Here is a 25,148-nt window from a genome sequence, read left to right as displayed (position 1 = left end):
CTGCGTGTGTCGGGCGTATCCAGGCATACGCCCGACACCGCCAACGAGAGCGGACCGATGACCGATATTATGTCGCTATCAAAACTGGACATCTGGCACGCCGGCGAGAAGGCGATTCAGGAAAAGGTCGGCGTTTCGACTCACATGGATGAGCTCGGCAAGCGCATCGTGCGCGACTACATGCCGGCGCAACACCGGGATTTCTACGCCCAGATCCCCTTTATCGCGCTCGGCAGCGTCGACGGCGCAGGTGACGCATGGGCCACATTTGTCACCGGCAAGCCTAGCTTCATCTCATCGCCAACAGCGCAATCGCTCGATATCGATGTCGTCAGGGAGCCAAGCGATCCCGCCAGCGAAGGGATACACGAGGGCGATGCAATCGGCCTGCTCGGCATCGAACTTCACACGCGCCGCCGGAATCGCGTCAACGGCGTCATCGGACCATCGGACCACAACGCGATCCATTTCGACGTCGATCAAAGTTTCGGCAATTGCCCGCGCTACATCCAGCTCCGCGATTATGAGTTCGTCCGCGATCCACGCAAACTGTTTACGGGAAATATCGAAGAGAAAGCCGAAATCGACGCAACGGCACGCCGCATGGTCGAAGCCGCCGACATGTTCTTTGTCGCGTCCTATGTCGAGCGAGAATCCCGTCGACAGGTCGACGTCTCGAGCCGCGGCGGCAATCCCGGTTTCGTTCGCGTTGCCGACGACGGTACGCTCACAATCCCGGATTTCGCAGGCAATCTCTTTTTCGCGACGCTGGGCAACATCCTCATCAACGGCAAAGCCGGACTCTTGTTTGTCGATTTCGAGACCGGCGACGTGCTGCAGATGACCGGTGACGCCCGGGTCGTGCTGGACGCCCCGGAGATCGCCGCCTTCCAGGGCGCCGAGCGCCTTTGGCAATTCAACGCGCGGCGCGTCGTTCTTCGGCGCGGTGCCCTGTCCCTGCGCTGGTCGTCCCGGCCGGACGGATGGGCTCCGAGCACACTCATGACAGGCAGTTGGGAGCAGGCAGCCGGTCGTCTGCGGGCTGCAGAACTTGCGACCAAATGGCGGCCGTTCAAGGTCATCAACATCGTCGATGAGAGCGCAACGGTCAGGTCGTTTCATCTCGAGCCGACTGACGGCGCCGGCCTCCTCCCTCATCGCGCCGGACAGTATCTCCCGATCAGACTGCCCATTGACAGAGCGGAGAAGACCACCATCCGAACCTATACGCTGTCGGTCGCGCCTTCGGATCACGTCTACCGCATCAGCGTCAAACGCGATGGACTGGTGTCGCAGCGGCTACACGACGGCATCAATATTGGCGACGTGATCGAAGCAAGCGCGCCCGCCGGTGAATTCACCATCGATGCCGCTGAGGCGCGGCCAGCGGTGCTTCTGGCGGGCGGCATCGGCATCACGCCGATGCTCGCGATGCTGCGGCATGTGATTTACGAAGGGCTGCGGACGCTCAAGATTCGACCGACCGTGCTTTTTCAGGCAGCCCGTTCGAAGAACGAGCGCCCCTTCGGCAACGAATTGGACGAACTTGCGGCCTCCGCTGGAGACGCAGTCCGCATTATCCGCGTTCTCGGCGATATCACGGATGCCGAAGAAGGTCCCGACTACGACACTGCGGGGCGTATCGACATGGCCCTGCTTTCACGGTTCATGCCGGTCGGCGACTACGATTACTATCTCTGCGGACCTTCCGGATTCATGCAGTCGATCTATGACGGTCTTCGTGCACTGAACATCGCTGACAACCGTATCCACGCCGAGACATTCGGCCCCGCGTCACTGGTACGAACCGTCGACAGCCCGGCGACAGCGCCGGCGCGCCAGCCATCGTCGTCGACATCGGTGCATGTCGTGTTCACAGAGTCATTGAAGGAAGCGCGCTGGACACCAGAGTCGGGATCGTTGCTCGACCTCGCCGAATCCCGAGGCCTGAGCCCCGATTTCAGTTGTCGGGAAGGACATTGCGGCACCTGCCGAACGAAGCTTCTGGCGGGAGCGGTGACCTACGTCAAAGAACCAGCCGCTGCGGTGGCCGACGATGAAGTCCTGATCTGCTGTGCCGTTCCGGCCGCACAGAACGGCAACGAAGCCAATCGCATTCAATTGGCGCTCTGATCTCGGGATGAGGCGATGCGGATGTCACATCGCCGACGAGCCATTTCGCATCGCCTGGCCTAGCCGGCCCGCTTCGGCTTGCGCTCGACCACGACCATGGCCTGTTCGGCGGCGCGGCTCATCAGCGAGGCGTATTCCTGGCCGAACAACACCTGGCAGAAGCGGATCGCGGCCTTGGCCTGCATCTGCCGGTAGCTACGGACGCGGGCATCGCCGGCGCGCAGCGACTGCACCAGCGACTCCGTGGACTTCTCGACATATTGCTGCAGGTCGGAATAGGTCCGCAGCGTCACCTCGTTGATGGCGAGTTCGCTGGCATAGGTCCGGCACACCGCGACGAAATTGATCAGCGCCACGGTCTCCTCGACCTCGGCGAAATCGATCGTCGCCGTCGCGGCAATATCCTTGTCAGGGCGCTGGCGCAGCAGACGTCGCACCCTGCCCGGCACGCTCTCGATCTCCGACTGCAGCGTCGAGGAAATCTCCACCCGGATCGACGCCATCTGGCGGCCCCAAGTGGAATCGTTGCGCATGTCGAGTTCGGTGCGCAGGCCGCGCACGCCGTCATGGGCGATCTTGAGATGTTCGGGGGCGCTGTCGAACTTGCCGCGCCTGATATCGGAGCGCAGTTCGGCCGCGACGCGATTGAGATCGGACAGCGCCATGGTCACGGCGACACCATAGGGCGTGGCGGCCACGCGGATTTCATCGTCCGAGGCCGCGATCTTCACCGCCAGACGAATGATCTGCCATGGCGCCGCCAGCCGCTGCATCACCAGCGAGAGTGCGAAAGGCAGCACCTGCGGCGTGGTCAGTGTCGGCACGTTCAGCGCGCTGTTCACCGAGGCGATCTGGCTATCGCCGAAGCTGCGCAGCACGCTCGGCAGCTTGCCCGCAAAGCCGTCGAGTTGCTCGCGCGCCTTCAGCACCGCGCCGATGGACGGCAGGTCCTCGACCGCATGGGTCGGCCCGATGCGGGCCGCGCCGCGATTGCCCGATGTGGCAGTGGTAATGGCGGCTGCTGCCGCCTGCTGGAATTTCTTGACGGCGCGCTCGATGTCCGAAGCGCCCGGCTCGGGCGATACGGTGACGGCCGCCTCGAACTCGCGCACGGCGTCCGCGGCGTCGCGCTCCAGCCACTGCCAGATCGGCAGCAGCGAGGCGCGCCGGATTTGTCCGGGCCGGACATTGCCCACACCTTCGACAAGGAACGGCTCGAGCGATTTGAAAACCAGCCGGGTCGGATCCTCGACGCGCGGGCGCACCGCATTCTCGTGGCCGCGAACCACGCCGCGCAGCAGGTCGAGTACGAAATTGGCGACCACGACGTCTTCGCCGCGCTCGATCGCGCGCTCATATTCGCGCATCAGCAGCATCTGCGACTGCTCGGGCAGTTGCGCCAAATACTCCCGCAAGCGATCGATCGAGGTTTTGTTCATGCAGCCTAGGAATCCGTGCTTTCCGGTCGATCTACAACCGAAAATCGCCACCGATTTTTGTAGCAGGCGCCCCGTTAAGAAGGCGTTGAGGAACCGGGATCAGGCCGCCGCCCAGGTGCCTTCAGGGCTGCGGCAGGCGGTACCGCGGGCGGTCTTGAGGTCACCATTGACGGTGACCGTGTGGGAAAAGCCGCGGCATTCCCGGCCTTTCTGGTTATAGGCCGGGCCAGCAACAATGTTGCCATAGCGTCCCGACGTGGCGTTGCGCCAGGGCACCGGCGCGCCGGGTGCACCGCGGTCGAGGGCGGCGATCTGGGCCTCGTAGGCCAGCCGGCGGTCCTCGTCGTTGAGCTGGGCGCCGAGTTTGGCGCCGATCAGCCCGCCAAAGGCGGCATTGGTCACAGCCGCCGCTGCGTTTTCCTCGGACAGGCCAACGGCCGACTTGGTGCTGCTGTAGGCCCGGGCGATCGTATCGGTGCCGAGGCCCAACCCGCCGTCCGACGTCGTCACGTCGCAACCACCCAGCGTCAGCGCGACGGCGGCAACACAGAAGGCGTTGAACTTGACCATGGACCGCAGACCCCGAACGCAAACCGGAACACAGGAAACGTCAAAGACGTTACGAACGGGATAATTCGGGCGACAACGGGGCGCAACATGGCCGGAACTCAGACACCCGGCAACACCAGTTCGGCCCGCAGCCCGCCGATCGGCGCCTTGCCGAGCGTCAGGCTACCGCCATAGAGCGCGGCCAGATCGACCACGATGGACAGACCCAGACCTGACCCCGGCTTGGTCTCGTCGAGCCGCTGGCCGCGGCGCGCGACCTGGGCGCGCTCGGTATCGGACAACCCGCGCCCGTCGTCATCGACGATGATCCGCAGCTTCGACGCCGGATCGGCACCGCCGGTGCGCTCGACCTGCACGCCGATGGTGACATGGGAGTCCGCCCATTTGCAGGCGTTGTCGACGAGGTTACCGACCATCTCCTCGATGTCCTGTTTTTCGCCACGGAATTTCGCCGCGGCATCGGCCTCAAGGTCGATGGTGATGCCGCGGTCCCGGTGAATCTTCTGCATTGTCCGGCACAGCGCCTCCAGCGCCGGCGCGACATCGGTGACGGTGCCGACGATGGTGACACGCGCAGCGATCCGCGCACGCTCGAGATGATGCGTCACCTGATCGCGCATCACATCGGCCTGCTCCAGCACCTTGCTCGCAAAGGGGTCGATGCCACGGCTGTTCGCCTCGTTGACGATGACCGACAGTGGCGTCTTGATCGCGTGGGCGAGATTGCCAACATGGGTGCGCGCGCGTTCAACGATGGCGCGGTTGGCATCAAGCAGCGCGTTCATCTCGCCCGCCAGAGGTGAGATCTCGACAGGGAATGTGCCCTCCAGCCGCTCGGCACGGCCGGACCGGATATCGGCAATGGCATCCGACATGCGCTTCAGCGGCGCGAGGCCGAAGCGGACCTGGAAGATCGTGGTGAGCACGAGCACGATCGAGAGGGCAGCGAATGTGCCGCCAAGATAATAGTCGAAGGTGCGGGTTTCCTCGAAAATCTCGGTGGCGTCGCCGGCAACGCTGATGCGGAATTTGCCGTCGGCGCCGAGATCGACGGGACGCTCCACCATGCGCAGGCGCTGCTCTTCCGGCCCATCCACATAGCCCTGGCGGATCCCCGACGCCGTGAGCTCGACGCCCTGGTCTTCGAGCTTGGGCAGCTTCTTGTCCCACAGCGAGCGCGAGGCCCGCATCTCGGTCTTCGCGCCTTCGGTGGGCGCGATTTCCCAGTACCAGCCCGACAGCGGCAGTTCGAACAACGGCTCACCGAGCGACGGCGTGTCGTGATCGGGCGCGTCCGGCGGATTGGCGACTTCCGCCACCAGGGTGCGGAGATAGAGATTGAGGCGGCGATCGAAGGCGCGCTCGGTGGCGCTGCGATAGACCGAGGACAGGACGATGCCGGTGATCAAGAGGATGACCACCACCCAGGCCGTCGCCGACAGAAACAGCCGCGTTGCGAGCGAGCTGTTGCGCATCAGCGCATGATCCCGGAGATGATCACGGCTGCGGCGGCGTGAGCAGATAGCCGAGGCCGCGCACGGTCTGGATGATATCGACGTCGAGCTTCTTGCGGATACGGCCGACGAACACCTCGATGGTGTTGCTGTCACGATCGAAATCCTGATCGTAGAGATGCTCGACCAGTTCGGTGCGCGAGATCACGCGGCCGGTATGGTGCATCAGATAGGACAGCAGCCGGTATTCGTGTGATGTCATCTTGATCGGATTGCCGGAAACGCTGACGCGGCCGGTGCGGGTATCCAGCGACACGGGTCCGCAAGTGAGTTCGGACTGGGCGTGGCCGGTGGAGCGGCGCAATAGCGCGCGGATGCGGGCCAGCACCTCTTCGAGGTGGAACGGTTTAGCGACGTAATCGTCGGCGCCGGCATCGAAGCCCTGCACCTTGTCGCTCCAGCGGTCGCGCGCGGTGAGGATCAAGACCGGCATGATGCGGTTGTTGCGGCGCCAGGCTTCCAGCACCGAAATGCCGTCCATCTTCGGCAGGCCGATATCGAGCACCACGGCGTCATAGGGCTCGCTGTCGCCGAGGAAGTGCCCCTCCTCGCCATCGAAGGCGCGATCGACGACATAGCCGGCATCGGTCAGCGCCGTGGTGAGCTGACGGTTGAGATCGGGATCATCTTCGACAACAAGCAGGCGCAAATGACTTCTCCGCGTTCACAATCCGAATTGATGCCCGGACGCGTGAACACTCCATGAATGGCGACGGCCGCCAACCTTACTTTTTCTTCACACCGTCTTTGACCAGAACCGCCTTGACCAGCTTTTCGACCATGCCGGGCGAATCCTGCCCGGTCAGTGCACTGACCTTTTCGCGGGTGCGGCCGCTGATATAGACGCCTAGCACGCCGAACCGGAACCCCCAATAGGTCACCAGGAGCGCTGTGGCGTTGACCAGCGCGTTGATGGTCTGGATGTCCCCGGTCCAGAATTCGTGCATCAGCACACACCAGAGCGCGGCGCATTCTACCGTCAATTCCAGCGCGTAGGCCGGCCGCCACCAGCGCTGCAGCGGATCGTCGCTGGCGATCTCGGCGCGGATCGTGGTCTGGGTTTCGCTGATCGCCGCGCGCTGAGTCTCCGCCTCGGCGCGGATCATGTCAGCCCAATGCGCCTCGGCTTCAGCCAGCCTGGCCGGATCGGCCGCGGGGAGCGCCGCCTGCACCGCCGCCGGTGTCAGCGTCACCGAGCCCACCGCCTTGGCGAGGATTTCGCCGGCCACACCACCGAGCGGACCGCCCAATGCCGTCCCCAGCATCGGCGCGCCCAGCGCAATCACCTGTTTGGCAAGGTCACCCCAGTCCATGGTCATGTCCTCCGGAAGGCCGCGACAAGCGCGGCAATGAAAGCGGAAAGATTGGTAGGCTTATTGGTGGGTTTGGCTGCCGGCAGTTCGGGCACCAGCGGCGGCGATGCGATCACGGGCGGTAGCCCCACGGACGGCGCGGTCGCCAGCGACACATCGCGCAGCGCAGTCTTCCATTTCGCCAGCCACGCCTTCCGCTCGGCGAGCCCCACGGTGCCGCCATTGAGCCGCCGGGTAACGCCAACGACATCGTCGTATCCAGCAAATGGCAGGCAGCCGCAATTGATGAAATCCGACACAGCGCAAGTGAGGAAGTAACGCGGATCGATCAGGTAGTCGGGATGCTTGACCACATCGATCCCCGTGGCCTTCCTGACCCGCTCATAACCTTCGCGGCCCGTCGTCTGCGATCCGCCCCGGCCGCGGAAATTCCAGCCGTCGTCGGAACCGACGGCATTGCCCATGCGGCCGTTATAGACCTTGTTGGCGAGCGCCCGCGGATTGCCGGCATAAGGTGCGGCACTCGCCATGGTGGGAAACCGCGACGGCCAGACCTGCATCATGCGCCCGGCGCTGTAGTTCATGTTCTCGACGACGTCGCGCCCTGCTCCGCATTCGTGTGATATCTGCGCCATTACATGCGCGGCGAGCAAAGGCGTGGCGATGCTGTAACGCGCAAACACAGCCTCGGACGATTGCACCATACCCGACAGCAATCCGGGCACGCGGCTATCGCCCTGCGGCCAGAGACGCCGCAAGGTTGTTTCATCGAGCTTCATGATGATGATCCTGTAAGAGAGCGAGATCCTCGCCTTCGCGCAACTAGGCGATGCGGTGGCCGTAGAAGCCGTTCTGCGCGGCGGCGATATAGCCGTCGTTGGTCTCCATCGCGGCCCAGACCGAAATGGCATCGCCGGCGGCGAGCTTGAGCAGCGCATGGCCGCTCAGCATCGTCCGGTTGCTGATGAGCGCCGACGACGTCTGCACGCGCGTGTCGTCGAGCAGCTCGACGCCGTTCTTGTACATGGCCGCCGTCAGCGTGGTTGGCACCGCCGCATTGGCCTTGAACATCACGCGGAAGCCGAGCGCATAGATGCCGGCGACCGGTGCGACGAACTGGTTGGTCGCGGGATCGAAAACGCTCTGGTCGTTATGCCCCGTATTGTTGAACTGAACCTTGGTGAAGGTGTTCGCCGCGCAATATTTGTCGAAGTTCAAATAAGCGAGAAATTTCGGGGACTGCTCGAAACTGACCTGCCCGCTCGTCTTGTCGACTACCAGCGCGGTCCGATAGGTCACGCCATCGGCGGAGACCTTGATCGAGAGATCGTCGCTGCCCAGCAAGCCGATCAGGGCGCGCGGTGAATAGTTCGACTGCAATGTGAAGCCGACATCCTTCGTTGCATTCAGCTTGTTGAACGTCACCCGCAGGTCGCCGCTGCCGGGTGTTACATCGTCATGCGACAGCAGCACGGCATCGGACTTGACGCTGAAGCGGTTGCTGCTGTCGGCCGCTGTGTTGACGCCGAGATGGTCGATATTGTCGAGCGCAAGATTGCGCAGATCGCGCCACAGCGCGCCGTCGAACACCATCATCACGTCATCGGCGATCGACCAGACGCACCAGCCGGCTTTCGGGACAAGAAAAGCCCAGGCGCCGTCCTGCCATGTGGCGATGGCCAGCGCATGGCCGCTCCAGGCCCCTGACGCCCCGGCCGCCACGATATGCCGTGCGCCCTCGGCCGGCGACGCCGGCGGAGCTGTCCGCGTCACATCGAGTACCGAGATCTGGATCGCCGCGTCGAGAATGCGCAGCGCCTCGTTATGGGTGACGTGTTTCTGCGCCTGCCCGCCATCGATGAAGGGCAGCTTGAGATTCGGCGTGTCGGTCATGTCTACTGTCTCGCGCTCTCAGCCGTCATTGCGAGCGCAGCGAAGCAATCCAGAAAACCAAGAGCTGGATTGCTTCGTCGCTATGCTCCTCGCAATGACGATCACAATGAAATTATACCCTCGGTCGCATGCCCGGCGCCGACGGTGCCGGAGAGCTGCGCGACGCGCAGATGCAGGCTCGGCTGCGGCGCGCCGAAATCGGCGACTTCGTCGGCCACTGCATAGAGCGCCTGCGATGTGGTGCAGGCGATACTGCGGACGACAGTGCTACCTGAGAGAATCTCGAGCCGGTACGCCTCGCCGTCTTCGCCAAGGGGCACTTCGGCATTCCAGCCATCGCCATCGAGACGCGTGCGCCTGATCCATGAGATCTGGATGCCATCGGGCTTGCGCACGGCTTTTACATGCACGGGCGCGAGCGCCAGCAGCGCGCTGCGATCGGGCGTCAGCGTCAGCGCGACGGCCGAGGCATCGTCATGGCTGCGACCATTGCCGACGACGCGCAGCGACAATGGTCGTTCGAGTGCGTCGATTCCTCGTGCGATCGGTACCAGGCTTCTGTCGAGCACCACGAACGGCGCACCAACCGGCAATAGCGCTGCCATCGCGGATTCCGACCCCGCCTGCCCGCGCAGCAGCCGCGACAGCTTGTAGGTGTTGGCCTCGACCAGTTCGGCATTGGCGAACTGGATGATCTCCCAATCGCCATCCGGATTCCGCACGGCTGCGGAATTGCTGCCGCCGAGCACCCGCGCGTCAGACAATGACGCCAGCGCGCCGCCATGGAGCTTCACGTGGCATGTGCTGGCATTGTCCCAGCGTGCTGTCGGCCCCGCCGGCAGCGCATCCAGCGTCTCGCCAATGACCGCAGGTGTTGCCGCCACCGCGGCCACCTGGAAACTCGCACCGTCCTTCGATTGCCAGATCACCACCGAGCCCGGCCACGGATTGGCGAAGACAGCGAGCCGCGTCAGCACATCGGCATTGGCGCCATCGATGACAGGCAGATTCAGCGCGAGTGCCTGTACCGGCCCGAGCGCCGCCGGCACCGGCGGCAGCTTGATCTCGGGCGCCAGCAGCGGCACGGCAAACACGTCGGGATCGATACTGCGCGCCGTCACCTGCCGCGCCTGCGTATCGACGAGCCCGCTGATCTCGAACAGCCGTCGCCCTTCGTTGAGCGTCAGCGCGATCACGTCGCCCGGCGCCAGCGCGAGCGCGCTCATACCCACGGCGAACTCCGCGCGCTCGCGCCCCGCCCACAGATCCTGCAACCAGACCTCGGCGCGCTGCGTCGCTGCCGTATCGCTGGTGATGACGGCAAGGTCCGCATGCAGCATCCGGCTGGCGCCGCCGGTGAGTTTGCGCGATGTGACTGCCGAGCGCCGATAATCCGTCAGCGCATCGCTGAAGCCGATGCTGACCTGACGGGGCAATTCGGTCTCCTGCGCGCGGACCAGCCGCGCCAGCGCGCCGTCATCCGGCGCCACCAGATCGTCTTCGGTGAATTCCGCCACCGGCAGCCCGCCGCGCGGGATGAAGCGCAACGTGCCATCCCCCGCCGTCGCGTCGAAGGCATAGGCCACCGACAGCGGCTCGATCATCGCCCGCGGCGCCATTGGCCGGTCCACGACATAACCATCGCAGCCGCCTAACAGCGCCGATGCATCGACCCCCGTTACGCCGGCATCAACAGCAAGCCTGTCGATCAGCGCATCCAGCGGCGCGCCGCCGAGCCGGCCGTTCAGCCAGTGGCCGGTATGCCAGTTGGCGCCGTCGCCCCAGATGTCATCGGCGGCCGGAAAGATCGGATAAGGCCGCGAATCCCAGGTCCAGACGTGAATGACCGATACATCGATCATCCGCCCGCCATAAACCGGCGACACCGGATTCTCGGCATCGCTGGCGCCGAAGGCCGGATCGAAGGCCGAGATCAATGCTTCCAGATGACGCCGCTGCATCAGGTCGTCGCGGGCGCCGCTGGAGAAATACGGCGCAAAGTTCTCCGACGACTTCGGATCGGGAAACACGCTCGGCTGGTTGGCGCCCTTGTCGACGGCGGGACAGCCGACCTCCGTCAGCCAGATCGGCTTGCTGCGCGGGACCCATACGGTCGGACTGCCGAGTTCCGCGTGGGCGACGCGCTCGTGATGGGCATTGCCCCACCAATTCCAGAGATCCTTGACGCGATGGACCCACGGCTTGCCGAGACCATCTGATATCGCGACGCGCGCCTGCGCGTCGCGCGCGTTATCATCCGGATAGTACCAGTCATAGGCCTCGCCGCCCGCCACATTGGCGCGCAGATAGGCGCGATCATAGATCGTGTCGGAGAGATCACGATCGAGATGATCGGCTTCATCGCGCCAGTCGGACAGAGGCGCATAGTAATCGATCCCGACCGCATCGATGGCGGCCGAGGCCCAGAGCGGGTCGAGCGGAAAACGGATCTCCGACGCATCACTGGTTGCGACATGCGCGCCGTATTCCGTCCAGTCCGCGCCATAGGTCACGGCCGTGCCGCCACCGACGATCGCCTTCACGTCGGTTGCGAGCGCAATCAGTTGAGCGACAGCGGGATAGACGCCGGGCGCCGAACGCACGCGCGTCAGCCCCAGCAGTTCCGAGCCGATCAGAAAGCCATCGACGCCGCCGGCAAGCGATACGAGCTGCGCATAATGCAGCACCATATGGCGATAGTTCCAGACACCTCCGGCGAAGAAGTTGTCGATCTGCGCGCCCGCGGTTGCAGTGCCGTCGGGCGAGCCCGGTCGTTCCGGTGCAGGATCGCAGGTGATGCGGCCGCGCCAGGGATAGGCCGGTTGCGCACCCGCCCCGCTCCACGGATCTGGCAGGCCGTTGCCATCAGGCACATCCATCATCACGAACGGATAGAACGTGATCTTCAGCCCGCGCGCTCTCAGCTCGCCGATCAGATGCACGACGCTGTCATCCGACGGCGTCCCGCCGAATGCCGCACGTCCGTCGATTTGCGACACCACATAGGCGGAGGGGCGCGTGACGCCAGCCACCGACCACGTCAGCGGACTGGTCGTCTTGGCGGGGTTGTCGATGCCCGGCCGCACCACGCAGTAGTCGGCGCGCAGATCAGAACCGAACCACGCCACGACAATGGCGACGCGCTGCAGGTTCGGGCACAGGCCCTGCAGATCGTCCAGCGCCGCCACCACATCGGAGCGCGCCGAGCCGTTATGGCGGTTCTCCGGCGCGGATTGTCCGGGGCCGAGCAGCTGCACCACCGTGGACGGCTCATAACCAAACTCGGTGGTGCCGGGGATCAGCGTCACCGCGCGCACCATCGCTTCGAGCAGGCCGATCGGCCGGATGATCTCGAAGGACAGTTGCGGAATCCGGTTGCCGAAATTCGCCAGCGGCAAGCGCTCGAACACGACATAAGCCAGCCCGCGATAGGCCGGCGCGTTACCCGCGCCCTCCTTCGCGACGATCAACCCGTCCGGCATCTGGTCTTCGGTGCCCCGATAGACGCGAAAATTGATACCCTCGAGATCGAGCGGCTTGCCGTCAGCCCAGATCCGCCCGACGCGGCCGATCACGCCGTCGCAAAGACCCACCGCGAAATTCGCGAAGTAACTATAAGTGGTCGTCGTTGTGGTCGGCCCGCCGCCCAGGCCCTTGCCGCCGCCGGTCGGCACCGTCTCCGATGTTGCGACCTCCTCCAGCGGCGTCGCCCAGATAACCTGGCCGCTCAGCCGCGCGCGGCCATAGATGCGCGGGATCGGCGCCCCTTCGGTTGACGCCATCACATCGAGATCGGCCAGTTGCGGCCCGCTTGTGGCCTGATCGTTTGAGCCGAACAGCGCGCTATCGATCGCACCGCCAAGCGCCGCACCGGCGAGCTGGCCCGCGATTGCACCGATGGGGCCGAACATCCCACCGATGGCGCCGCCGGCTGTCGAGAGAACCAGTTGCGACATCAGCTCACTCCGGGAAAGCGAAACGCATAGGCCAGACGACGATGCCACCAGGGTGTCAGGGCGACCTCGCAGACGGCAGCACCATCATGAGCATGGATCATCGTGCCCTCGCCGCTCGCAATCGCTGCATGCTTGGCCACGTAACCGTCGCGCCAGCGAAACAGCAGGACGTCGCCACATCCAAACGCATCGATTCCGATGGGCACGAGATGCCGCAACGCCGCCTGCGCCAGCGCCTCCTCAGCCCGCGCCTCGGCCCAGTCCGGTGCATAAGGGGGCGGTGTTTCCGGCTCATCGCCAATGCAATGACGCCAGACGCCGCGCACGAGGCCGAGGCAGTCGCATCCGACATGCTTCACCGAAGCCTGATGGTGATAGCGCGTACCAATCCAGTCGCGCGCCTCGCTGACAATGGCGGCGCGCGTGAGCCTTTCGATCATGTTGTCTGTCCCGCAATCCATAACTGCACTGCGCGCCACGTCACTGTCTGACCGCATTTTGCGACGACACATCTTGTGATCGGCTCTCATTCGATCGAATGACGCTTCGCCTCGCGCGCCGCTGCTAGCAGCATGCCCGGCGCGCCCGCTTCGCAGCGAGGCACGATGCACAAGCAAGAGGAAACGAGAGCAATGACACATGTTGGAAAGTGCTTCTGCGGCGCAGTCGAACTGGAAGTGGATGGTGCCCCGGAAGCGATGGGCTATTGCCACTGCAGTTCATGCCGTTCGTGGTCCGGCGGTCCGGTCAATGCCTTCAGCCTGTGGAAGCCGAACGCCGTGCGGATCACCGCGGGCGCCAAGCATGTTGCAAGCTTCCAGAAGACACCGCTCAGCCAGCGCCAGTATTGTAGCAAATGTGGTGGGCACCTGCTGACCAATCATCCGACGTTCGGCCTGGTCGATGTCTTTGCGGCGACCATCCCGACACTCCGCTTCGAACCCGGTGTCCACGTCAATTATGCCGAGACCGTACTGCCGATGAAGGACGGCCTGCCGAAGTTGAAGGACTTTCCGGCGGAGCTCGGCGGCTCCGGCGAGGCCGTCGCTGAATAGACATCACGCGCGAGGTCCCATGAACGATCACATGACTTGCAAAGTGAAGTGCAGACTGTTCGGGGCGGCGCTCATCGCCGCCCTCGCCGCGTTGACGCATCCGGTCGCAGCTCAGGTGCCGTCCGAAATTGCCGAGCCGGATGCCACGATCGTCGCGATCTATCACGCGGAGGGCGCGCAGGTGTATGAGTGCATGGCGGCCTCCGACGGCAAGCTCTCCTGGAGCTTCCGCGAGCCGATCGCCACGCTGCTGTCCAACGGACTCACCGTCGGCCGCCACTATGCGGGCCCGCATTGGCAACTCACCGATGGCAGCACGCTGGGCGGCAAAGCGGTTGGCCGCGCACCAGGTAAAACCGCGAGCGATATCCCGTGGCTCAAATTGACGGTGACTGACCGGCATGGCGACGGCAAGTTCGCGATGGTCGACGTGATCCAGCGCATCAACACGAAAGGCGGTGTTGCCGCCGGTTCATGCGATGATGCCGGCCAGTTTCTCAGCGTCCCCTATTCGGCGGACTACGTATTCCTGCGTAAGGATTGAGTGTTCCGTATCAGTTGAATTTGGTTCGAATGACGGCGCCGCAAGCGCCGTCATTTTGCTATCAAAGACCGATCGACGCACGTCCGCGATTTTCGATTTATTCCGCGCATCATCCGGAAAATATTTCGCATGCTGAAACACATCTTCTGCGCGTTCGGCAACGACATCGCCGCCGGAACCACATAGCTTTCCAATCACGCATCGTCGGCGTGCCGGCATAGGCACGCATGCAAAGGTGCATGCTCACCTTCCCGAGAGATCGTTGCAAATGACGTCAGTGACTCCGCTCTGGCCGATGGCCGCCCGGCTCGCATCGCCTGATCTCGCAGAAGGCGCAGAACAGCTCAGCGACTTGATCGGCTGCATCTACGACACCGTCCTCGACTCGTCGTCCTGGACGAATGCGATCGAGCGCGCGATGCAATTCGTCGGCGGCGTCGGCGCCAGCCTCTATACCAAGAATGCAGCCATGCCGTCGGGGCATATTCTCCACGTGGTCGGCATTTCCGCGGACTATCAAAGCTCCTATTTCGACAAATATGTTGCGCTCGATCCCACCACGACCGTGCAGTTCTTCGCGGAGATCGATGAACCGATCGGGATCGAGGACATCCTGCCTTACGCGGAGTTCAAGCAGACCCGCTTCTACAAGGAATGGGTGCAGCCGCAGGGACTGGCGGATTGCATCAATTCGGTGCTCGACAAGTCCATCACCAATGTCGCCATGTTCGGCGTGTTCCGGCATGAGCGTGACGGCGTCGCGGATGAGCGCGCACGTCACCGTATGCGACTGATCGCGCCGCATATCCGCCGCGCCGTGATGATCGGACGCATGTTCGATCTGAAAGCCGCCGAGGCCGCGACGCTGGCGGATACGCTGGACGGGCTGAGCGTCGGCCTGTTCCTCGTCGATTCGGCTGCGCGCATCGTTCATGCCAACTTTGCCGGCCATGCCATGCTCGATACGGCGGACGTCCTGCGCGCCTCCTCCGGCCGCCTCAGTGCTCGCGACAGCCAGGCCGATCGCGCCTTGCGGGACGCCCTCGCCGTCGCCGGTGAAGGCGACAGCGCGCTCGGTACCCGCGGAATCGCCATGCCGCTCGTCGGCAGCACTGGCGAACGATACGTCGCGCATCTCCTGCCGCTGACATCGGGAGCACGGCGACAGGCCGGTCTGGTCTATTCGGCCACGGCGGCTTTGTTCGTGCGCAAGGCGGATATCGACGCCACCTCGCCGCCCGAACTCATCGGCAAGACATTCCAGCTCACACCGTCGGAGCTTCGCGTGCTGCTGGCGATCGTCCAGGTCGGCGGCGTGCCGGAGGTCGCTGCAGCGCTCGGCGTCGCCGAAACGACGATCAAGACGCATCTCAGCCGCCTGTTCTACAAAACCGGAACCCGGCGGCAGGCGGATCTGGTCAAGCTGTTCGCCGGCTATGCGACGCGCGTGATCGGGTAGACGCCAGATAATTTGCCGCGAGTATGTCGTATCTCGTCGCTCACCAGACGATGCGGAAGCCGCCAGTGCCCTTGTAGCTGCGGTTCGCCGCCGCGTCCTCAAGGCTCGCGCTATAGGAGACCTCGCCGAACACAGCGTAGCGGCCGTTGGCCCAGCTACAGGTGCCGCCGCCGCCGATGCTGCCCCACAGCCGGTCTTGCGCGCTGGCGAAGCCGGTGCCGGCGACATCGACACGGGTGCCGTCGAGGAACTCGTAGCGCAGGTTGCCGATGCCGTAGATATCCGAGCGCACGATGCCTGCGCCGTCGTTCCAGGTCTTCTGGTGATTGAGCGCAAGTCCGGCGCGGCCGAGCAGGCTGTCGCCGTCGCGCAGCGACACCGGGGCGCCGAACCGATCGGTGAAGCGATCGAACTCGGCCTTCGAATAGGACAGCTGCGCCTGCGGCGTCAGCGACCAGCCGTTGCCGACAAAGAACCGCTTGCCGGTTTCAGCGCTGAAAGCATAGCCCACCCCTTCGTTGCCGTGGGTCATGCTGCCGGCCAGGACCGAGGAGAGATCGCTGCGGTAGAACATCGATTGCGCCTGGCCGTCGACATAGAAGCCGTTGTCGCCGAACCATGTCAGCGTGCCGCCGACACCCGAACCTTCGACGCGGATCCGGCCATTGCCGAAGGCCGATGCGATATTGGCGGTTGTCAGGCCATATTGCCCGGTGAGACCGACGATCAGCCTTCCGCGCTCATTCTCCATCAGGAGACCGTCGAGGCCGGCCTGCACTTTCAACTGGTCGGTCTTATAGGTCGAGCCTGTGGTGGCGGAGGGCTGCAAATTGGATTGGCCGCCTTCGATGCGGCCCCAGAACGCCGTGGGCGTCGGCGACGCCTCGCCTGGCGCCAGTGCGACACCGGCGCGCGCCATGGCATCGCTGCCGCCCCAATAGCGATTGCCGACGCGCTGCTGCATGGTCGGCAGTTCGTTCATGCCGAGCAGCACCTGCGCATAGTTTTCGTAAAGCGGAACGCCGGGCTGATAGAGGGGACCAGCCGGAGCAGCCGGCGGAGGATTGATCAGACTGGAGCGCAAATACCAGTCGCCGTCGGTCGGCGTGCTGACGCCGTTCTTCTGCAGCGTATAGGCGTAGGCGCCGCCGACCACCGCCTGCTGGCCCTGGATCACATAATCGCCGAGCAGCGAGAACGCGCCGTTCGACGCGCCGCCGACATCGACGATCTTGATGCCTTCGACGGTCTGCGCGCCGCCGCCGCCGAGATTGATCACCCGCACATTGGTGCTGCCCGCGGTGTTGCCGGTGACGACAAGCCGATCGGTCGGCGAGGCATCGCCACCGAGCACGGATTCGATCTGCAGCGTTCCGCCATTGCCGGTGTAGTTGCCGGCGACGGTGAGCGTTCCGATGGAATTGCCGGGCGCCAAGATACCCGCGTTCGACGTGTCGCAGACCGTGCCGGTGCCTTGCAGCGTGCCGCCGGCGAGCACAGTCATGGCGCCGCAGACGCTGCCGTTGACGCTGAGCGTGCCGCCGCTCACCGTAGTGCCACCGGTATAGGTGTTCACGCCTGAAAGGGTCTGCTTGCCGCCGCTGACCGTCAGCCCACCGGTGCCGGAGATGATACCGGAGAACAGGTCGTTGGCATTGGTGATGGTCAGGTTCTTGGCGCCGAGCGCGACGGCCCCGCTTCCTGCCAGGCTCTGGATATTTGTGCTAGCCGCAGTGATACCCGTGACATCGAACGTCCCGTTCGCGACGACACGACTCGAACTGCTGATGTCACCCGCGCCGGTCAACGCAAGGGTGCCTGCCTGGATCACGGTCTGGCCGGCATAAGTGTTGCTGGCAGCCAGGTTCAGAGTGCCGATGCCGATCTTGGTCAATCCACCGACACCTGTGAGGGCGGATGCCGCATCTGTGCCGACCGTGAACGCGCCTGTGTCGATCGTCAGCCCGCCCGCGAGGATGCTAAGCTCTGTGCCCGAAAATCCGGTGATGAAGGTCGCTTGATTGGCTCGTGCCTGGAGAATGCCGTTGTCGAAATTGACCTGCGAGGCGCCAACGCCGCTGCCGGTCAGGACGTTGGTCTCCAGCGTGGAGCCGCCATTGATGTTGAGCATGCCGGAAGACCCGGTACCGCCGCCTACCCTCGTGTTGAAGGCTGCTGATACGGATACTTTCGCCCCATTTTCAATGTTGAGCGTGCCACTTCCCAAAAAGCCAAGAACAAGTTGTCCGTTGGTAACCAGCCATTGCGATCCAGGCCCGGTGACAGTCACTATGCCGTTGCTTCCGCCCCCTTGTCCGAGCCGCACGTTGGCGCCGGTGCTGGTCAGCGTGCTGCCGTTCTGAATGGTCAGATTGCCCGTCCCGCCGATCACACCGACGGAGATGTTGCCGGTCGTTCCGGCCGCCGCGCCGCCGACACCGAGCACCGTCGGGTTTGGCGACGTCGCGCCGATGTTGACGGCAACGCCGACGGGGACCGCGCCGCCCTGCCAGTTGCTCCCGACCATCCAGTCGTTGTTTGTGCTTCCGGTCCAGTTGACTTGAGCCGCGGCCGATCCGGCAGAGAGAACCGTGAGCGCCATCGCCGAGGCACTCGCCAAAAGCAAGCGAAGCAATCGCGTTCGGGCGCTGCTGGATCGAGATCGCCGGGTGCGATCCGGGCTTTTGTAGCGTGTGTCATCCGACTGTCGTCCGATCGTCGCAAATCCGATGCATTCGTGCATGCGTTATTCCACTTCGATCGAATCCACACCGTTCGAGGATGCGGATGTTTGTTGTCGTGCAGTCCGCGAAGGACACTTGCGAAGCTAGATGAGCCGCAACAATCGGACAATAATCGAAGCGTGTTCACGCTGAACAAACGCGCGGCCTGTGCCGTTTGCGCAACGAAAGACGCTTAACAAAATCTTTCGAGATCGAATCCGGTTGGCGCATCGCAAGCTCGATCTATCAGTGCGTGCGCTCGTTCGATGTCTCTCGCGTCGGAACGTGGCAACGCACGCAACAGACGAATGTGAACGCGTATCGGTCGTTCGTAGGACGCTTGATATCACTGCTCCATCGATGATGAGCCACGACAAGCGCGTCTCTCATTCGGATGGACCATCGATGGCATTACTCGAACGTCTGCTCTACGCCGCCGCGATCGCGTGCTTCGTGATCGTTCACACCATCGCCCTGCAACGAATCGATGCCGTCGCATCACATGCGACCCACACGCCATCCGTCACGCTGCAGGGGACGGATTGATCGCAATCATCCACCCGTCCCCTGCATCGGGTCACTCATGACGAAGTCGTTGCCGGAAATATCGGGGAAGCCGCGGACATTATCGACATTGCCGATACACCAGGAAGCTGTTCGGGGCCGGAGAGCGACCGACGAGTACCCTGATCGGCGTCGCCGCTCGCGCCTTGCCCCAGCGGTTCATGGAAGCGACGGTGTTATCGACGCTAGCTCCGGACGAGATCGCGGCCTTGTTGCTCGAGCCAGTCGCAGAACACGGCGATATGTGGATCGGTCCTTCGCGCTTCCGGCAGATAAGCGAAGTAGCTTCGCGCCGAGAGACTGATGTCCGGAAACGGCGTTATCAATCGCCCGGCCGCGAGATCATCGGCGACCAGTGCGGTCGGACCCATCGCCACGCCGAGTCCGTCGATCGCTGCCTGTATGGTCAGATAGAAATGATCGAAGGTCAGGGATGCCTCTGGGCGAAGGGCGGGCTCTCCGGCCTCAGCCAGCCAGTCCCGCCACAGCCGCGCCATCGAGGAGACGTGAAGCAGCGTATGGTGCGACAGATCGCGGATATCGGTCAGCGGCGCCCGATCCAGGATGGTCGGACTACACACCGGCAGCCGCCGCTCCCCGAACAGGAAACGCGAGGTGTAACCGGGAAAAGCGTCCGGGCCACCTCTGATCACGACATCGAACGGCTCTGCCAGAGCGTCGATCGTCTCGTTCGACGTGCTCAAGCGTACCTCGATGTCGGGATGCTCTGCACGAAAAGCGCCCATGCGTCGCAACAGCCATCGCAGACTGAAAGTTGCGAGGGCGTTCACATGCAGCACGATGGATGGCGCGTCATGCCGTCTGGTTCGATGCTGCTGCACGGCAGCCGAAATACGATCGAGCGCCGGTCCGAATTCGGTGAGCAGCGCTGCGCCGGCAGGCGTCAGCACGACCCGGCGCACCGAACGCCGAAACAGCGCCGGAGCACCGAGCCAGTCTTCCAGTAGCCGGATCTGCTGACTGACGGCGCCGTGGGTCACGCTGAGTTCAACGGCCGCCTCCTTCAGACTGCCGAGGCGGGCGGCGGCTTCGAAGGCGCGGACCGCATTCAGCGGCGGCAGACTACGGCGCGGGACAAAGGTGGACATACTTGAGAATTTCTAACCCATGATCTGAGTATTACTGATTTGTGACAGTCTGAAGTCTAGTTCAGAGTGACTTTAGCAGCGCTTTGCACGCCAGACACCAGCTCTGGCGCACCAACCTTCAGATTTTCTGCGATTGCAGTGCGTGCGCCGGAAGACCCAAGAAACAGCACATGACCCACCACGAGACCACGACCACTATGGCTCCTGCAAACCGGACGCGCGCCGCGCGAACGCTTGCGCTGACCGGGCTCAACCACGCTTTGCACGACGGCTTCACGGACGCGATCTATGTATTGCTGCCGATCTGGCAGACCGAATTTGCGCTGAGCTATAGCGTCCTTGCGATCTTTCGCGGTCTTTATTCCGGCACCATGGCATGTCTGCAGATTCCGGCAGGGCATCTGGCAGAGCGGATCGATGCCAAACTCATTCTCTGCTGCGGCACGGCGCTATCGGCGTTGGGCTACGCTCTCGCGGGCATCTCCGGTGGCATCATCGGACTGAGCTTTGCGCTCGCATTGGCAGGCGCAGGCTCGAGCACACAACACCCTCTGGCGTCCGCCGCCGTTTCACGGGCTTATGGGCGCGCTGCGCGCAGGCCGCTCGGCATCTACAATTTCACAGGCGATCTCGGAAAGGCGGCCATCCCGGCGCTGATGTCTCTGCTGCTTGTCACCATCGCCTGGCGCCATGCCGTATTTGCGCTCGCTATCGCCGGCATCGCCGTGTCTGTCGCCATGGCAGTGTGGATGCCGGCCGTGGGCATGGGGCATGCAGCAGATGCGAAGGAACGATCCAGCAAGACCGGTCGAAGTCGGGGCGGATTCTATTGGCTCCTGGCGATCGGAATGCTCGATAGCGCCGTCAGAATGGGCTTTCTCACCTTTCTGCCATTTCTCCTGATTGCAAAAGGAGCCTCGCTTCCCACCAGCGGTTTTGCTCTGGCACTTCTCTTCGTCGGCGGAGCCGCCGGCAAGTTCGCTTGCGGCTGGCTTGGCGACAGGATCGGCACCCGGCGCACCGTTCTCTTCACCGAGGCTGCCACTGCGCTTCTGATCCTCGGTGTTTTGGTCCTGCCACTCATCCCGGTCATGGTGATTCTGCCGGCGCTGGGGGTGATGCTCAACGGCACGTCATCGGTGCTGTATGGAACGGTCCCCGAACTGACCCCGCCCCATCGCACTGCGCGTGCCTTCGCCCTGTTTTATACCGGCACCATCGGCGCGGGTGCCGGTGCCCCGGTTCTCTATGGTTTTCTGGGCGACGCGTTCGGACCTGCAATGGCAACGGCCGCGACCGCAATGACGGCGCTGGCGATCTGCCCGTTCATGATCCCACTCTCAAGACATCTGAGCGATGACGTCGAAATCAATTTGGCATCGCACTCATCCGGACAGCCCTAGATTATTATTTCACCATCACATGAAGGTTCGTTAGATGGATACAGTCCCGCAGACGCCGCTCATTCTGATAACGGGTGGAAGTCGCGGCGTAGGCGCCGCGACTGCGCGGCTTGCTGCCACGCAAGGTTACGACGTGGCGATCAGCTTCGTCTCCAACGAGTCTGCCGCCCTTGCGGTGGCGGCTGATGTGGAAGCTGCAGGGCGCCGGGCTTTGACGGTCCGCGCAGATAGCGCAGATCCAGAGCAGGTCGCTCAATTATTCGCCGCGATCGACCGAAAGTTCGGCCGGATCGACGTGCTGGTCAACAACGCCGCGATGCTCGCGCGGCAGTCCCGGCTGGAGGATCTCGGATTCGAGCGGATGCAGCGCATCTTCGCGGTCAACGCGATCGGTCCTATCCTTTGCGCACAGCAAGCCGCGAAGCGGATGTCGTATCGCCACAACGGGCGGGGCGGTTCCGTGATCAACATCTCGTCGGCTTCGGCCCGGCTCGGCAGCCCCGGCGAATATGTCGACTACGCTGCGTCGAAGGGCGCCGTCGAGACATTCACGACCGGCTTCGCCAAGGAAGTCGCGCGGGATGGGATACGCGTCAACTGCATTCGCCCGGGGCACATCTACACTGACATGCATGCCAGCGGCGGAGAGCCGGGACGAGTGGACCGCGTCAAGGACTCGATCCCGATGGGTAGAGGCGGTCAGCCTGAAGAAGTTGCGCGGGCGATCCTGTGGCTGGCAAGCGCCGAGGCGTCCTTCGTCACCGGCACGTTCCTCGATGTCACTGGCGGCAAGTGAGCAACAATGTACGGCGCCGGGCCCTGCCCGAAATGCGCTCCTGATCGAAATCGAAAACTTCCTCCGGGATGACTGCAGGCGACATGTGCGGTGAGCTCGCGCATATCGGCCACTCGCTAACCCACTCATCCCCCACCCGTCCCCGGCGTCGGGTAACTCATGACGAAATCGTTGCCGGGGATATCGGGAAAGCCGCGGAAATTATCGACATTGCCGAAACGATCGCGGCAGGTCGCCAGCGTCTTGTCGCAGCCGGCCGTGACGGTGAATGCATCGCCGGCTGCGATCGGCTCCGCCATGGCTTGCCACAGCGACAGCCGCACATGGCCCGGCGTGACGCGATGCTGCTTCACTTCCATGGCGAGCCCGGCATTGCCGCCGCTCGTCCATGTCAGGCGCCCTGCGGTGAACAGATCATCGGCAAACGCGCCGAGGCCACTCGCGGAAAACATCGACACGCCTTCGAGCGCCTGGACCGCACCAGTGCCTTGCCAGCCTGCGAGATTGATGCGGCATTTGCCATCGCCGAGATCCGCGCCGCATCGCGCCGTATAAAGCCGCCCACTCTCCTGCGACAGCAGCGCCGCAAGCCCGCGCAATTCGGCGATGAATGCGTTGCCTTCACGCTTCACCTCCCCCAGCGTACCGCGTGCCGTCAACACGCGCAGCGAGGTCTCGCTCCAGTCCACCAGCCAGGTCTCCACCTGCGCGGCATCGTAGCGCCCCGCCGCGAGATCCGCGTCGGTGAGGATATCGTCGTCCAGCGCACCGGCGATATCGCCGCCATCCGCCGACAGGTCAAAACGGCTCGTCGCTTCCGACGCTGCGAGCCCGGTGCCGGCGCGATAGGTGACGCCGCCGATGACGAGATCGCAGTCGTGATCGGTGAAACCCGCAACGACGCCATCGCGCCGCGTCAATTTCCAGACCTGCGCCAGTGTGGTGACGCCGGAATCCAGTTTGGCCTGAAGTGCTGGCGGGATGCTGCGCATGGTTGAATCCTGAAACGTCGTCGTTGCGCGCGACCATCCTTCGCGCTCTAATTGTCCTCACAGTACCGGCATGCAACAAGCCGGGCACAGGGAGCGGACGGATGCTGCGACAACGCCTTGCCGGGATCGCCGTGCTCGCGGCAATCGTCACACTGATCGTTAGTCCCGCGACCGTCTCGCGCAGCAGGTGCGCCGGACGAAACGCCGGCGGCGACGCCGCCATGGCCGACCAAGGGCTGGCAGGTCGCAACGCCGGAATCGCAAGGGATGGATTCCGGCAGGCTCGCCCAATTGATCGATACCGTCGGCGCACGCCAGCAGGACAGCCTGTTGATCGTGCGCCATGGCAAGCTGGTCGCCGATGCCTATTACGCGCCTTATGTCGCCGGCCTGCGCCACGATCTGCGCTCGGTGACCAAGAGCGTCACCGGGACGCTGATCGCCATCGCATTGAAAAACGGGATACTCGACAGTGTCGATCACCCGGTCGTCGATCTGTTCGCCGACAATCAGATCGACAAACTGGATTATCGCAAGAAGGCCATTACGATCCAGCATCTGCTCGACATGACTTCCGGCATCGCCTGGAAGGAGGAAGCCTATACATCCGACGAAACGCTTGACCGGATGTATCGCAGCAAAAATCCGACCGAATTCGTGCTCGGCCAGGAGATGAGCCGGGCGCCGGGCGAGCGGTTTTATTACAACAGCGGCAATCCCTATCTGCTCTCCGCGCTGATCAACAAGAAGACGGGACAGAACGCGCTCGAATTCGCCAAGCGCGAATTGTTCGGACCGCTGGGCATTACCGACATCGACTGGGGCCGCCCCGACGCACAGGGCGTGACCGATGGCGAAGCCGGGCTCTATATCCCGCCGCATGACATGGCAAAGATCGGCTATCTCTATCTGCAAAACGGTGTCTGGGAAGGCCGCGAGATCATTCCGCCGTCATGGGTCGATCGCGCGGCCGAGGGCAAGATCGTCGCAACTGCCGACAATCATTACGCCAATCTGTGGTGGTCGATCCCTGAGAAAGGCGCCTATATGGCGCGTGGTCTGCACTCGCAGTTGATCATGGTTTTGCCGAAACTCGATATTGTCGCCGTGTTGACCGGCAGCATGCGCAAGGATGAATTCTATCCGACTCGCCGTCTGATCGACGACATCGCCGGCGCAGTGAAATCCGAGAGCGCCCTGCCCGACGATCCCGTTGCGCAGGCCCTGCTGGCCGCATCGATCCGCAACGCGGCAACGTCGCGGCCGTCACCGCTCGGCCTGACGCCGGATCTGGCCAGGGACATCTCCGGCAAGACCTACCGCTTCACCCAAAATGCAATCCGGGTCGGGACGTTCAGCCTGACCCTGATCGGCGACAGCCCGTCATGGGAGATCACCACCGTCACCGGCAAGCCCGAGCAGACCCGCCGCTTCACCGGTCCACTTGGACTTGACGGCAACTTCCGGACCGGTTCTCCCGTCAGCTACGGTGTCGATGCGGTCCGCGGACGATGGACGAACGCCAATACTTTTATCGTCGAGCGCCGTATTCTCGGCCACAGCGAAATGCAGTCCTGGACGCTGGCTTTCGAGGGCAAGAAGGTCACGGTCAATTTCGAGAACACCGACAGCTACAAACTCGAACTGCACGGCGAGACGACCGACTGATAGTCCGCCCCCCCTCA

At 63.5% G+C, this 25,148-nt stretch carries 20 protein-coding genes; 8 read left to right on the top strand and 12 right to left on the bottom strand.

The features are described from left to right. The first annotated feature begins 57 nt into the window (after positions 1 to 57). Positions 58 to 2,133, top strand: coding sequence for a 2Fe-2S iron-sulfur cluster-binding protein (locus AB7813_RS00970; RefSeq protein WP_439083615.1), 2,076 nt, complete (start codon positions 58 to 60; stop codon positions 2,131 to 2,133). 59 nt (positions 2,134 to 2,192) lie between these two features. Here AB7813_RS00970 and AB7813_RS00965 read toward each other — a convergent pair whose 3' ends face one another. From AB7813_RS00965 to AB7813_RS00925, 9 genes are all read right to left on the bottom strand, one after another. Then, positions 2,193 to 3,572, bottom strand: a complete 1,380-nt coding sequence (locus tag AB7813_RS00965; protein WP_439063561.1) for a hypothetical protein — start codon at positions 3,570 to 3,572, stop codon at positions 2,193 to 2,195. 99 nt (positions 3,573 to 3,671) lie between these two features. Next, on the bottom strand, positions 3,672 to 4,142 hold the full coding sequence (locus AB7813_RS00960; RefSeq protein WP_439063560.1) for an RT0821/Lpp0805 family surface protein: 471 nt from the start codon (positions 4,140 to 4,142) through the stop codon (positions 3,672 to 3,674). A 98-nt stretch (positions 4,143 to 4,240) separates the two neighbouring features. After that, the gene (locus AB7813_RS00955) at positions 4,241 to 5,617 is read right to left on the bottom strand and encodes a sensor histidine kinase (protein WP_439063559.1); all 1,377 of its coding nucleotides are present in this window, start codon (positions 5,615 to 5,617) and stop codon (positions 4,241 to 4,243) included. Positions 5,618 to 5,639: 22 nt separating this feature from the next. Further along, positions 5,640 to 6,305, bottom strand: coding sequence for a response regulator transcription factor (locus tag AB7813_RS00950; protein WP_089267078.1), 666 nt, complete (start codon positions 6,303 to 6,305; stop codon positions 5,640 to 5,642). A gap of 76 nt (positions 6,306 to 6,381) precedes the next feature. Continuing rightward, complete coding sequence (locus AB7813_RS00945) at positions 6,382 to 6,969, bottom strand: 3TM-type holin (RefSeq protein ID WP_439063558.1); 588 nt, start codon at positions 6,967 to 6,969, stop codon at positions 6,382 to 6,384. Positions 6,970 to 6,971: 2 nt separating this feature from the next. Further along, positions 6,972 to 7,748 (bottom strand): glycoside hydrolase family 19 protein, encoded by a 777-nt coding sequence (locus tag AB7813_RS00940; protein ID WP_439063557.1) that lies wholly within the window; start codon positions 7,746 to 7,748, stop codon positions 6,972 to 6,974. A 43-nt stretch (positions 7,749 to 7,791) separates the two neighbouring features. Beyond that, positions 7,792 to 8,862 carry a DUF2793 domain-containing protein gene (locus tag AB7813_RS00935; protein ID WP_439083616.1) on the bottom strand — a complete coding sequence of 357 codons (1,071 nt, stop codon included), beginning with the start codon at positions 8,860 to 8,862 and terminating at the stop codon, positions 7,792 to 7,794. Between the two features lie 101 nt (positions 8,863 to 8,963). Next, positions 8,964 to 12,818 (bottom strand): baseplate multidomain protein megatron, encoded by a 3,855-nt coding sequence (locus tag AB7813_RS00930; protein WP_441227872.1) that lies wholly within the window; start codon positions 12,816 to 12,818, stop codon positions 8,964 to 8,966. Then, complete coding sequence (locus AB7813_RS00925) at positions 12,818 to 13,258, bottom strand: NlpC/P60 family protein (RefSeq protein WP_439083618.1); 441 nt, start codon at positions 13,256 to 13,258, stop codon at positions 12,818 to 12,820. The genes AB7813_RS00930 and AB7813_RS00925 overlap by 1 nt, the downstream gene beginning before the upstream one ends. Positions 13,259 to 13,450: 192 nt before the next feature. Between AB7813_RS00925 and AB7813_RS00920 the strand changes: the two genes are divergently transcribed. From AB7813_RS00920 to AB7813_RS00910, 3 genes are all read left to right on the top strand, one after another. After that, positions 13,451 to 13,873, top strand: coding sequence for a GFA family protein (locus AB7813_RS00920; RefSeq protein WP_439083619.1), 423 nt, complete (start codon positions 13,451 to 13,453; stop codon positions 13,871 to 13,873). Positions 13,874 to 13,892: 19 nt separating this feature from the next. Then, complete coding sequence (locus tag AB7813_RS00915; RefSeq protein ID WP_439089639.1) at positions 13,893 to 14,417, top strand: DUF3455 domain-containing protein; 525 nt, start codon at positions 13,893 to 13,895, stop codon at positions 14,415 to 14,417. A 268-nt stretch (positions 14,418 to 14,685) separates the two neighbouring features. Continuing rightward, positions 14,686 to 15,876 carry a helix-turn-helix transcriptional regulator gene (locus AB7813_RS00910; RefSeq protein ID WP_439083621.1) on the top strand — a complete coding sequence of 397 codons (1,191 nt, stop codon included), beginning with the start codon at positions 14,686 to 14,688 and terminating at the stop codon, positions 15,874 to 15,876. Between the two features lie 40 nt (positions 15,877 to 15,916). Here AB7813_RS00910 and AB7813_RS00905 read toward each other — a convergent pair whose 3' ends face one another. Next, a complete protein-coding gene (locus tag AB7813_RS00905; protein ID WP_441227871.1) occupies positions 15,917 to 18,478 on the bottom strand; it encodes an autotransporter family protein in 2,562 nt (853 codons plus the stop codon). Between the two features lie 526 nt (positions 18,479 to 19,004). Between AB7813_RS00905 and AB7813_RS00900 the strand changes: the two genes are divergently transcribed. Beyond that, positions 19,005 to 19,145 carry a hypothetical protein gene (locus AB7813_RS00900; protein WP_158550502.1) on the top strand — a complete coding sequence of 47 codons (141 nt, stop codon included), beginning with the start codon at positions 19,005 to 19,007 and terminating at the stop codon, positions 19,143 to 19,145. A gap of 203 nt (positions 19,146 to 19,348) precedes the next feature. Here AB7813_RS00900 and AB7813_RS00895 read toward each other — a convergent pair whose 3' ends face one another. Then, positions 19,349 to 20,272, bottom strand: a complete 924-nt coding sequence (locus AB7813_RS00895; protein WP_439083623.1) for a LysR substrate-binding domain-containing protein — start codon at positions 20,270 to 20,272, stop codon at positions 19,349 to 19,351. 170 nt (positions 20,273 to 20,442) lie between these two features. On the opposite strand from AB7813_RS00895, the gene AB7813_RS00890 reads away from it, so the two are divergent. Further along, on the top strand, positions 20,443 to 21,675 hold the full coding sequence (locus AB7813_RS00890) for an MFS transporter (RefSeq protein WP_439083624.1): 1,233 nt from the start codon (positions 20,443 to 20,445) through the stop codon (positions 21,673 to 21,675). 34 nt (positions 21,676 to 21,709) lie between these two features. Beyond that, a complete protein-coding gene (locus tag AB7813_RS00885) occupies positions 21,710 to 22,471 on the top strand; it encodes an SDR family oxidoreductase (RefSeq protein WP_439083625.1) in 762 nt (253 codons plus the stop codon). A gap of 125 nt (positions 22,472 to 22,596) precedes the next feature. Here the strand turns inward: AB7813_RS00885 and AB7813_RS00880 are convergent, their stop codons facing one another. After that, positions 22,597 to 23,463, bottom strand: a complete 867-nt coding sequence (locus AB7813_RS00880; protein WP_439083626.1) for a DUF2163 domain-containing protein — start codon at positions 23,461 to 23,463, stop codon at positions 22,597 to 22,599. A 267-nt stretch (positions 23,464 to 23,730) separates the two neighbouring features. Here AB7813_RS00880 and AB7813_RS00875 point away from each other — a divergent pair, with 267 nt between their 5' ends. Continuing rightward, positions 23,731 to 25,131 (top strand): serine hydrolase domain-containing protein, encoded by a 1,401-nt coding sequence (locus tag AB7813_RS00875; protein ID WP_441227870.1) that lies wholly within the window; start codon positions 23,731 to 23,733, stop codon positions 25,129 to 25,131. The last annotated feature ends 17 nt before the right edge of the window (positions 25,132 to 25,148 follow it).

It is taken from the genome of Tardiphaga sp. 20_F10_N6_6 (genome assembly GCF_052076045.1).
Taxonomy (GTDB): Bacteria; Pseudomonadota; Alphaproteobacteria; order Rhizobiales; family Xanthobacteraceae; genus Tardiphaga; species Tardiphaga robiniae.
Note: the sequence above shows the minus strand (reverse complement) of the source record. Positions and strands in the feature narration are given on the sequence as shown.

What these genes read in the sequence shown, in the direction of transcription:
- AB7813_RS00955 (WP_439063559.1), bottom strand. Translation starts at nt 5,617, where the DNA reads ATGCGCAACAGCTCGCTCGCAACGCGGCTGTTTCTGTCGGCGACGGCC.
- AB7813_RS00965 (WP_439063561.1), bottom strand. Translation starts at nt 3,572, where the DNA reads ATGAACAAAACCTCGATCGATCGCTTGCGGGAGTATTTGGCGCAACTG.
- AB7813_RS00915 (WP_439089639.1), top strand. Translation starts at nt 13,893, where the DNA reads ATGAACGATCACATGACTTGCAAAGTGAAGTGCAGACTGTTCGGGGCG.
- AB7813_RS00875 (WP_441227870.1), top strand. Translation starts at nt 23,731, where the DNA reads ATGGATTCCGGCAGGCTCGCCCAATTGATCGATACCGTCGGCGCACGC.
- AB7813_RS00960 (WP_439063560.1), bottom strand. Translation starts at nt 4,142, where the DNA reads ATGGTCAAGTTCAACGCCTTCTGTGTTGCCGCCGTCGCGCTGACGCTG.
- AB7813_RS00900 (WP_158550502.1), top strand. Translation starts at nt 19,005, where the DNA reads ATGGCATTACTCGAACGTCTGCTCTACGCCGCCGCGATCGCGTGCTTC.
- AB7813_RS00890 (WP_439083624.1), top strand. Translation starts at nt 20,443, where the DNA reads ATGACCCACCACGAGACCACGACCACTATGGCTCCTGCAAACCGGACG.
- AB7813_RS00935 (WP_439083616.1), bottom strand. Translation starts at nt 8,862, where the DNA reads ATGACCGACACGCCGAATCTCAAGCTGCCCTTCATCGATGGCGGGCAG.
- AB7813_RS00895 (WP_439083623.1), bottom strand. Translation starts at nt 20,272, where the DNA reads ATGTCCACCTTTGTCCCGCGCCGTAGTCTGCCGCCGCTGAATGCGGTC.
- AB7813_RS00930 (WP_441227872.1), bottom strand. Translation starts at nt 12,818, where the DNA reads ATGTCGCAACTGGTTCTCTCGACAGCCGGCGGCGCCATCGGTGGGATG.
- AB7813_RS00925 (WP_439083618.1), bottom strand. Translation starts at nt 13,258, where the DNA reads ATGATCGAAAGGCTCACGCGCGCCGCCATTGTCAGCGAGGCGCGCGAC.
- AB7813_RS00970 (WP_439083615.1), top strand. Translation starts at nt 58, where the DNA reads ATGACCGATATTATGTCGCTATCAAAACTGGACATCTGGCACGCCGGC.
- AB7813_RS00905 (WP_441227871.1), bottom strand. Translation starts at nt 18,478, where the DNA reads ATGGCGCTCACGGTTCTCTCTGCCGGATCGGCCGCGGCTCAAGTCAAC.
- AB7813_RS00885 (WP_439083625.1), top strand. Translation starts at nt 21,710, where the DNA reads ATGGATACAGTCCCGCAGACGCCGCTCATTCTGATAACGGGTGGAAGT.
- AB7813_RS00940 (WP_439063557.1), bottom strand. Translation starts at nt 7,748, where the DNA reads ATGAAGCTCGATGAAACAACCTTGCGGCGTCTCTGGCCGCAGGGCGAT.
- AB7813_RS00945 (WP_439063558.1), bottom strand. Translation starts at nt 6,969, where the DNA reads ATGGACTGGGGTGACCTTGCCAAACAGGTGATTGCGCTGGGCGCGCCG.
- AB7813_RS00910 (WP_439083621.1), top strand. Translation starts at nt 14,686, where the DNA reads ATGACGTCAGTGACTCCGCTCTGGCCGATGGCCGCCCGGCTCGCATCG.
- AB7813_RS00880 (WP_439083626.1), bottom strand. Translation starts at nt 23,463, where the DNA reads ATGCGCAGCATCCCGCCAGCACTTCAGGCCAAACTGGATTCCGGCGTC.
- AB7813_RS00920 (WP_439083619.1), top strand. Translation starts at nt 13,451, where the DNA reads ATGACACATGTTGGAAAGTGCTTCTGCGGCGCAGTCGAACTGGAAGTG.